Origin of the sequence: Kitasatospora sp. CB01950, assembly GCF_001905465.1 — a bacterium.
Taxonomy (GTDB): Bacteria; Actinomycetota; Actinomycetes; order Streptomycetales; family Streptomycetaceae; genus Kitasatospora.
This window is the reverse complement of the sequence record NZ_LISX01000011.1, coordinates 219,537-220,036: the sequence shown is the minus strand read 5'-3', so window position 1 is coordinate 220,036 and position 500 is coordinate 219,537. Positions and strand designations below refer to the sequence as shown.

Genomic DNA, 500 nt, shown 5'->3' with positions numbered 1-500 from the left:
GCCCCTCCCCCACCATGGCGACATGACAGACAACCCCGCCCCCGCCGTCACCCGCACCAACCCGCCCTTCGCCTCCGACGAGGCGACCATGCTCACGTCCTGGCTCGACTTCCACCGCGCCACCCTCGCCCTCAAGTGCGACGGCCTGACACCGGACCAGCTCCGCGAACGCTCCTGCCCGCCGTCCCCGATGTCGCTGCTCGGGCTGGTCCGGCACATGGCGGAGGTGGAGCGCCACTGGTTCCGCCGGTACCTGAACGGCGAGGATCTCGGGCCGACCAGCCGGTACTGGTCCGAGGCGTACCCGGACGGCGACTTCGACCTGGTCGAGGACGCAGACGTGGTGGCCGACACCGCCGCCTGGCAGGAGGACGTCGCCTACGCCCGCGCCGCCGTCAAGGACGTCCCGCTGGACACGGTCGCCAAGCTCCCGCGGCGCGGCGACGAGGTGACGCTCCGTTGGATCCTGGTCCACATGATCGAGGAGTACGCCCGCCACA

The 500-nt window shown here is 71.4% G+C and carries 1 protein-coding gene; it reads left to right on the top strand.

Going from position 1 to position 500, the window contains the following annotated elements:
• Window positions 1–22: 22 nt before the first annotated feature.
• On the top strand, window positions 23–500 hold a 478-nt coding region (locus AMK19_RS26005; protein WP_241844584.1), incomplete at its 3' end, for a DinB family protein.